A 7,263-nucleotide genomic window follows, 5' to 3' on the forward strand; every position below is an offset into this window, starting at 1 on the left:
GCGCGCTCGTTCTTCACCCATACCTCGTGGTCGGGAAACAGGCGGGACAGGCGAATGTGCGGGGTGTTGCCAATAGTGGCGAGGATGGATTCCGCTTTCATTGCGCTTGCTCCTTGTGGTGAACGACAGATGTTTTGGACTATCTGTATCGCGCTGCAAAGGTCCGAACCGCTTTCAGTTCCGGAAAGAGGAAAAACCATGCCGCGGTTACCGCGATCGCGCCCAAACCGCCGAACACAGCCGCGCCCACCGCACCCAGCAGCGCGGCAGCAACGCCTGATTGCATCTCGCCCAGTTCGTTCGATGCAGAGACTGCGAGGCCGGAGATCGACGATACGCGCCCACGCACCGCATCGGGGGTGTGCAACTGTACCAGCGTGCTGCGGATGAAGACCGAAACCATATCGCCCGCGCCGATGCCGATCAGCATGAGCAACGAAAGATAGAAGTTCGTCGAAAGACCAAACCCTACGGTGAACAGGCCGAAGACAACAACGCCGAGCAGCATCTTGTTACCGACGTTGTTCGTGATGGGGTGACGCGCGAGCACGAAGGCTACCAGCGCAGCACCAAGCCCTGGCATCGCGCGCATGATGCCAAGGCCGTTCGCACCCACCGGCTGCCCGTCGATCAGCAGGATATCGCGGGCAAAGACCGGCAGCAGCGCTGTCGCTCCGCCCAGCAGCACCGCGAACAGGTCAAGCGTGACGCAACCGAGCAGGAAGCGGTCGTTCCATACAAATGACAGCCCTTCACGGATCTGCCGAACCGGGTGGGCATCGCGGTTGCTTTCGGGGGGCGGCAAGCGGCGGATGATGAACGTGCAGGCAGCCGCCAATGCCAGCAGCGCTGTTGACGTCCAGTAGGGCATGGTCGGGTGCGCGGCAAACAGCAGGCCAGCCATTGCGGGGCCGCCGACCGATCCGATCTGCCACGCCATCGAATTGATGGCGACAGCCTTGGGCATCAGCGCTGCGGGCACCACATTGGGCGCGATAGAAGAAAGCGCCGGGCCGATGAATACCCGTGCGGTTCCATGCAGGGCAGCCAGCCCGAACAGCAGAGGCAGGGATAGAAGGTTCGATCCCGTTGTCAGTGCCAGCGTCAGTGCTACGGTCAGATCGATGCACATGGCCAGCCCGGCAACATTGCGCCGGTCGAAACGATCAGCCACCAGTCCTGCAATCGGGGTCAACAGGAATAGCGGCAGGAACTGCGCAAGCCCCAGAAGACCGAGTTGGAACGCGGCTTCGGCAATCGACATGCCGTATTCCCCGCGCGCCACATCATAAAGCTGGTAGCCGAGAATCACCACCATGCCGGAAGTCGCCACGACCGAGAAGAATCGGGCGATCCAGAACTTGCGGTAATCAGGGATGGCGAGGGGCGTTGTCGGCAAGGATGCCGGAAGCGGCGAGGTCGGTTCAGTCGTGCTCACGCAGCGCGCATTGCCACCCTGACCGTCGCTTGCCAAGAAAGCAAAAATTTACGCCGCGATGCTTGTCAGCGACCCTTCGTGTTGGGCTGGAGCGAGCGGATCATCTTGGCGAAGTCATCGACCCGCACGATTCGTTCGAACTGGAATCCGGCGCGCCCGCCGTCGGTCCAGACGACAAAGGCTTCGATGCGGCCGATAACGGGCAGACGCACCGTCACCCGTTCGCCGCGCCCCAGATCCTCGATCTCGGTCGCCATGAAACCGGTCGTCGAGATATTGGCCAGATGTAGCATGATGTCGCCACGCGACCGGTGTTCGCCAATCACCGGCAGATTCACCTGGTGACGGGTCGAACGACGCAGGTCGGTGACTGAAAGCTGTGCTCCGCCGCGCATCGTTCCTCCTTCGCGCATGAGTGACCCGTGGGGCCTATGCCGAAAGATATAGTCCGAATTGGCGAACAATTCGTAAAGCCGACGGCAAATCCTTGCCGGAGGCGGCACGGACTTGCCGTTAGCGATGCGGAAACCCTGTTAAACGGGCGGGAATCAGGCCTTGCGCAGGATGCCGTGCTTCTTTTTGCCCGATGAAATACGAATTTCCTGATCCGACAATGAGATACGGTGCGAATCGTCGGTCACTGCAACGCCATCGATTCGCGCTCCGCCACCCGCCACAAGGCGCTTTGCCTCACCACGGCTGGCCGCAAAGCCCAGGCCTACCAACGCATCGACAAGGCCGATGCTGTCTTCGGAAACCTCCAGAGTGGGCAGATCCTGACCAAGCCCGCCGCCAGCGAACGTTGCCGCCGCAGTCGCTTCGGCCGCCTTGGCTGCATCATCGCCGCGCACCAGCCTGGTGACTTCGTTGGCCAGCACGACCTTGGCGGCGTTGATCTCGCTGCCTTCCAGCGCCTCAAGGCGTGCGATCTCGTCCAGCGGCAGATCGGTGAACAGGCGCAGGAACTTGCCCACGTCGCGATCATCGGTGTTGCGCCAGTATTGCCAGAAGTCCCAGGCGGGCAGGGCGTCTTCGTTCAGCCAGACCGCGCCGTTCATGGTCTTGCCCATTTTCACGCCATCGGCGGTCGTAAGCAGCGGCGTGGTGACACCGAACACTTCCTTGCCATCCATGCGGCGGGTGAGTTCGATACCATTGACGATATTGCCCCACTGGTCCGATCCGCCCATCTGCAACTGGCAGCCATAGCGCTGCGACAGCTCGCGGAAATCGTAGGCCTGCAGGATCATGTAGTTGAATTCAAGGAACGACAAAGACTGTTCGCGATCCAGCCGCTGCTTCACCGAATCGAAGCTGAGCATCCGGTTGACCGAGAAATGCTGCCCCACCTCGCGCAGGAACGGGATGTACTCCAGTTTGTCGAGCCATTCGGCATTGTCGAGCATCACCGCGTCGGTCGGCCCGTCACCAAATGTCAGGAAGCGTTCGAACACGGTCTTGATCGAGGCCACGTTGGCCGCGATGATCTCATCGGTCATCAGCTTGCGCGCTTCGTCCTTGAAGCTGGGGTCGCCGATCTTGCCGGTGCCGCCGCCCATCAGGACGATGGGCTTGTGCCCTGCCTGCTGCAGACGGCGCAGCAACATGATCTGCACCATCGAACCGACGTGCAGCGATGGCGCGGTAGGATCGAAGCCGATATAGCCGGGCACGATCTGCTTCGCCGCCAGCGCATCGAGCGCGCTCGCATCGGTCATCTGGTGGATGTAGCCTCGTTCGGAAAGGAGGCGCAGCAGGGAAGAAGTGTATTCGGTCATCTCGGCCACTCGCTATCGGGATGGCGCGCCTAGCACGGAGTTGCGCAGATGGGAACGTTTGAGCTTTTGCCCCATCCGGCCAATCCGCCGGGGGGCGTCAGCAAGGTTGAGGCGCGGATCACCGCTATAGACGTGCATTGGATGACGCTGCGCTGGCGCGTGGAAGGTGCACAGGCGCTGGTGCTGCCGCCGTTTGCCGGCAGGGGCAGGGCGGACGAATTGTGGCAAACGACCTGCTTCGAACTGTTCGTAAAGCCTGCAGGGGGAGGGGGATATGCCGAGTTCAATTTCTCTCCGTCGCAGCAATGGGCGGCCTATGATTTCAGTGCATACCGTGATGGCATGGCGGAGCGGGCCATGCCGCGCGCACCGGTCTGCACACCGCGCCGGGGTCAGTCGGTGCTGATATTCGATGTGGCGCTGCCTTTTGCCGCGCTGCCATCGCATCCGTTCGATTTTGGCCTGACGGCGGTGATCGAGGAGGAAGGCGGGTGCAAGTCCTACTGGGCCATCGCGCACCGCGAAGATCGGCCCGATTTCCATCACGAGGCTTGCTTCGCCGCGCACCTTGCGGCACCGAGCGCGCTATGAAATTCGGTATCGACCGGCTGCTTGCCGACCCCAGCCTGAGGAAACCACTCGAAGGCAAGCGCGTGGCGCTGGTTGCCCATCCTGCCTCGGTGACGGAAGGGCTGGTCCATTCGCTCGACGCGCTGATCGCGGCAGGGGTGAACGTGACCTCTGCGTTCGGGCCTCAGCATGGGCTGAAGGGCGACAAGCAGGACAACATGGTCGAGACGGCGGACGAGCTTGATCCCGTCTATGGTATCCCGGTGTTCAGTCTCTATGGCGAAGTGCGCAGACCGACCGGGCAGATGATGAGCACGGCGGACGTTTTCCTGTTCGACCTGCAGGATCTGGGTTGCCGCATCTATACCTTCGTTACCACGCTGCTCTATCTGCTCGAAGCCGCGAGCGGCACGGGCAAGGCCGTGTGGGTACTCGACCGGCCCAATCCGGCGGGCCGCCCGGTGGAAGGTACGATCTTGCTACCGGGCTGGGAAAGCTTTGTGGGTGCAGGGCCGATGCCGATGCGCCACGGCATGACGTTGGGCGAGATGGGCGCGTGGTTCGTTGAGCATTTCAAGCTCGACGTGGATTACCGCGTTGTCACGATGGAAGGCTGGACGCCTGAGAACGGCCCCGGTTTTGGCTGGCCGGAAAGCCGCATCTGGATCAACCCGTCTCCTAATGCCGCAAGCCTCAACATGGCGCGGGCCTATGCCGGCACGGTGATGATCGAGGGCGCGACGGTTTCTGAAGGACGGGGCACGACGCGACCGCTGGAAGTGCTGTTCGGTGCGCCAGATGTGGATGCCAAGGCGGTGCTTGCCGAGATGCGCAGCTTCGCGCCGCAGTGGATGCAGGGCTGCGCGATCCGGGAAAGCTGGTTCGAGCCGACGTTCCACAAGCACGCCAAGAGCCTGTGCGGCGCGCTGATGATCCACGCTGAGGGCCCATTTTACGATCACCACGCTTTTCGTCCGTGGCGATTGCAGGCGCTGGCGTTCAAGGCAATCCGGCGGCTTTACCCGGACTATCCGCTGTGGCGGGATTTCCCGTACGAGTACGTGTTCGACAGGTTGGCGATCGACGTGATCAACGGCGGACCTGCGTTGCGGGAATGGGTGGATGATGCAGACAGCGCGCCTGATGATCTGGACGCAGTAGCCGGGCCAGACGAATCGGCATGGTTGGAAGAGCGGCGACGCTTTTTGCTGTACTGATTTTCGTTCAGGTTCGGGCTGTGTTTCCTGAGGGGGTTTACACAGTTTACACAGTCCAGAGAAAAACTCTCAAGGCCCCGGACGCTGTGGAAAAACGCAGCGATGCCGGGGCTTTAGCGGCTGGTTGACGGTTCAAGGAACGGCGCGCAAGCTAGCCCAGCGCTCGCCTTGTAGGACAGTGGTTTCTTAGTGCTTCTTGCGCGTCAACTCGCGCATGGCTCCGTCCAGACCTTCGAGCGTCAGCGGATACATGCTGCCGCCGATCAGATCCTTGAGCATCTTGGTGGACTGCGAGTAGGTCCACTGCTTTTCCGGCACCGGATTGAGCCAGACGGTGGCGGGGTAGGTCTGCGCCACACGGTGTATCCACACGGCGCCCGCTTCCTCGTTGAAATGTTCAACGCTGCCGCCGGGGTGGCTGATTTCGTAAGGACTCATCGCCGCATCGCCCACGAAGACGACTTTGTAATCGTGCCCGAACTTGTGGAGGATGTCCCACGTCTTCGTTCGGTCTGACCAGCGGCGCTTGTTGTCCTTCCACACGCCTTCATAGAGGCAGTTGTGGAAGTAGTAGAATTCCATGTTCTTGAATTCGGCCGTAGCCGCGCTGAACAGTTCTTCCACCAGTTTGATAAACGGGTCCATCGATCCGCCGACATCAAGAAACAGCAGCAATTTCACGGCGTTCCGCTTTTCGGGGCGCATCCTGATATCGAGCCAGCCCTGACGTGCCGTTCCCTCGATCGTGCCCTCAAGATCGAGTTCGTCGGCGGCACCTTCGCGTGCAAAACGGCGCAGGCGGCGAAGCGCGATCTTGATGTTGCGGGTGCCAAGTTCCTTTGTGTTGTCGAGGTTCTGGAATTCGCGCTTTTCCCAGACCTTCACCGCGCGCTTGTGCTTGCTTTCGCCGCCGATGCGCACACCTTCGGGATTGTAGCCCGAATTGCCGAAGGGGCTGGTGCCGCCGGTGCCGATCCACTTGTTGCCGCCTTGGTGGCGCTTTTCCTGCTCTTCCAGCCGCTTCTTGAGCGTCTCCATGATCTCCTCCCACGAACCGAGGGACTTGATCTTTTCCATCTCTTCTTCAGACAGGAATTTCTCGGCGACGGCTTTCAGCCAGTCTTCAGGGATATCGACCGGGCGCTGGCCATAGTCGGTCAGCAGGCCCTTGAAGACCTTGTTGAACACTTGGTCGAAGCGGTCGAGCAGGCCTTCGTCTTTCACGAACGTGGCGCGGCTGAGATAGTAGAAAGCCTCAGGCGTCTGTTCTATCACGTCTTTTTCCAGCGCTTCGAGCAGCACAAGGTGCTCCTTGAAGCTGGCAGGGATACCTGCGGCGCGCAGTTCATCGACGAAATTGAAAAACACGTGGGTGCCGCTCCTTTGGCTTAATCGCATGATTAAGCTGTGGGGCGATAATCGGCAAGCCCCGCGATGTGCAGTACCTGTGCCCGCAACGGGCCAATTAGCGGTTGAGCGCGCGCGCGGGCAAGCTAAGCAATGTAGGCATGGTTAAGAAGCGTTTACCATGACTCGCGTTGCGGGCGCTTTTGGTGCGATTGCCGTGCTGTTGCTGGCTGGCCTTGGCCTTCGCGGCGGCTTGCCCTTTGCCGAAGCGGAGCGGGCCGAGGCGCAGGTGGCAATCCCGGTGCAAGCTGCGCCGCAGGCCGCCTTCGCACCGCCTGCGCCCAAACCCGTCGGACCGCCGCCGGTGGATCAGGTGGTACAATCGGGTGTGCTGATCGTGGTGAGCAAGGCATCGCAGCAGATGCACGTGTTCAAGGATGGCCAGCTTTGGGCGTCATCGCCGGTTTCAACCGGTAAGCGCGGCCATTCGACCCCTGCGGGCGTGTTCCCGATCCTGCAGAAGAAGGTCTATCACCGCTCCAATCTCTACAGCAATGCGCCGATGCCCTATATGCAGCGGCTGACGTGGGGCGGGATCGCAATCCATGCCGGGCGCTTGCCGGGCTATCCCGCATCGCATGGTTGCATCCGCCTGCCTTATGCTTTTGCCAAGTCGCTTTACGCGCTGACGCGCGCGGCTTCGACCACTGTCGTGGTGACGAACGAGCCTGCCCGGTCAAATGCCGATGCGATGACGCTGGCGTTGAACACACAAGCCCCGCGCGCCGTTGTGCCGCAGCCATCGCAAACTGCCGTTGCAGTGGTGCCCGATGCCCAGCCGACCGGCGCCGCTTTGCCCGTGTTGAAGGACAGTTCACAGGAGCCGTAAGGCGACATCTACCTTTACGATTTG

The 7,263-nt window shown here is 61.2% G+C and carries 7 protein-coding genes and 1 pseudogene; 3 read left to right on the top strand and 5 right to left on the bottom strand.

Annotated elements, in window-relative coordinates; genetic code table 11:
- The 4 genes and pseudogenes from ACOVQ0_RS06290 to tyrS all read right to left on the bottom strand — a co-directional run.
- Positions 1–101: pseudogene (locus ACOVQ0_RS06290) on the bottom strand (cysteine synthase A); the annotation flags it as partial.
- A gap of 38 nt (positions 102–139) precedes the next feature.
- Positions 140–1,438, bottom strand: a complete 1,299-nt coding sequence (locus tag ACOVQ0_RS06295; protein WP_421881635.1) for an MFS transporter — start codon at positions 1,436–1,438, stop codon at positions 140–142.
- Between the two features lie 65 nt (positions 1,439–1,503).
- A complete protein-coding gene (locus tag ACOVQ0_RS06300; protein WP_421881639.1) occupies positions 1,504–1,833 on the bottom strand; it encodes a PilZ domain-containing protein in 330 nt (109 codons plus the stop codon).
- Positions 1,834–1,986: 153 nt separating this feature from the next.
- The gene (gene tyrS, locus ACOVQ0_RS06305; RefSeq protein WP_421881642.1) at positions 1,987–3,216 is read right to left on the bottom strand and encodes a tyrosine--tRNA ligase; all 1,230 of its coding nucleotides are present in this window, start codon (positions 3,214–3,216) and stop codon (positions 1,987–1,989) included.
- A 48-nt stretch (positions 3,217–3,264) separates the two neighbouring features.
- On the opposite strand from tyrS, the gene ACOVQ0_RS06310 reads away from it, so the two are divergent.
- Entirely contained in the window at positions 3,265–3,807 is a 543-nt protein-coding gene (locus ACOVQ0_RS06310) for a DOMON-like domain-containing protein (protein WP_421881645.1), read from the top strand.
- Entirely contained in the window at positions 3,804–5,003 is a 1,200-nt protein-coding gene (locus tag ACOVQ0_RS06315) for an exo-beta-N-acetylmuramidase NamZ family protein (protein WP_421881648.1), read from the top strand. Before ACOVQ0_RS06310 ends, ACOVQ0_RS06315 begins: the two co-directional genes overlap by 4 nt.
- Positions 5,004–5,189: 186 nt before the next feature.
- Here ACOVQ0_RS06315 and ACOVQ0_RS06320 read toward each other — a convergent pair whose 3' ends face one another.
- Positions 5,190–6,371 (bottom strand): vWA domain-containing protein, encoded by a 1,182-nt coding sequence (locus ACOVQ0_RS06320; protein ID WP_421881651.1) that lies wholly within the window; start codon positions 6,369–6,371, stop codon positions 5,190–5,192.
- Positions 6,372–6,531: 160 nt separating this feature from the next.
- Here ACOVQ0_RS06320 and ACOVQ0_RS06325 point away from each other — a divergent pair, with 160 nt between their 5' ends.
- Positions 6,532–7,239 carry a L,D-transpeptidase family protein gene (locus ACOVQ0_RS06325; RefSeq protein WP_421881654.1) on the top strand — a complete coding sequence of 236 codons (708 nt, stop codon included), beginning with the start codon at positions 6,532–6,534 and terminating at the stop codon, positions 7,237–7,239.
- Positions 7,240–7,263 lie beyond the last annotated feature (24 nt).

Source organism: Novosphingobium sp., assembly GCF_049240505.1.
Lineage (GTDB): Bacteria > Pseudomonadota > Alphaproteobacteria > Sphingomonadales > Sphingomonadaceae > Novosphingobium.

What these genes read in the sequence shown, in the direction of transcription:
- ACOVQ0_RS06300 (WP_421881639.1), bottom strand. Translation starts at nt 1,833, where the DNA reads ATGCGCGGCGGAGCACAGCTTTCAGTCACCGACCTGCGTCGTTCGACC.
- tyrS (WP_421881642.1), bottom strand. Translation starts at nt 3,216, where the DNA reads ATGACCGAATACACTTCTTCCCTGCTGCGCCTCCTTTCCGAACGAGGC.
- ACOVQ0_RS06310 (WP_421881645.1), top strand. Translation starts at nt 3,265, where the DNA reads ATGGGAACGTTTGAGCTTTTGCCCCATCCGGCCAATCCGCCGGGGGGC.
- ACOVQ0_RS06315 (WP_421881648.1), top strand. Translation starts at nt 3,804, where the DNA reads ATGAAATTCGGTATCGACCGGCTGCTTGCCGACCCCAGCCTGAGGAAA.
- ACOVQ0_RS06325 (WP_421881654.1), top strand. Translation starts at nt 6,532, where the DNA reads ATGACTCGCGTTGCGGGCGCTTTTGGTGCGATTGCCGTGCTGTTGCTG.